The sequence below is a fragment of the Brachyspira sp. SAP_772 genome, assembly GCF_009755885.1.
Taxonomy (GTDB): Bacteria; Spirochaetota; Brachyspiria; order Brachyspirales; family Brachyspiraceae; genus Brachyspira.
Genome location: NZ_VYIX01000301.1, coordinates 1 through 583, shown reverse-complemented (window position 1 = coordinate 583; position 583 = coordinate 1). Strand labels below are relative to the sequence as shown.

The 583-nt window shown below is 17.8% G+C and carries 1 pseudogene; it reads right to left on the bottom strand.

Annotation, left to right across the window (positions count from 1 at the left end):
• A pseudogene (locus GQX97_RS14170) lies at positions 1-583 on the bottom strand (hypothetical protein); the annotation flags it as partial.

The following is a 583-nucleotide window of genomic DNA, read 5'->3' as shown; positions in this document are numbered from 1 at the left end:
ATATTTATCATAAGTATCTGATGTCTTTATTTCCATATATTCATCATAAATCATTTTTTTAAATCTATTTTTAAAATTAATCAATTTATAATTGACAAATATATGCTTAAAAAAATTATGAATATGAATATAATTATCTTCTTTATATATGTTTTGATGATATGTATTAATAATCACTTCATATATTCTAACATATAAATCATTTAATAATTCTGGAAATCTCTCTTTACAATAATTTATTGAGTTTTGCATTAAAGTCATATTATTAATTATAAAATTAGGATCTAAAATATATTTTTCAGTCAATGAACTAGTTCTTACTCTGTAATAATAAATTGAATTATGATTATAAGATATACTAGGACTATTTAATAATAATCTTTGATAAAAATCTTCATCTTCAGAACCCTTTTTTATATCCATAAAAAATAAATCATTATCTAATAAAAAAGTTCTTCTATATAATTTATTCCATGCTACTATAAATGGATAATATTTTGTATTTTCTCTTTCATCTTTAATATTAGCATTAGATATACCTTCAAAATGATTTTTCTTAAAAAACTTTTGAAATATAGAAATA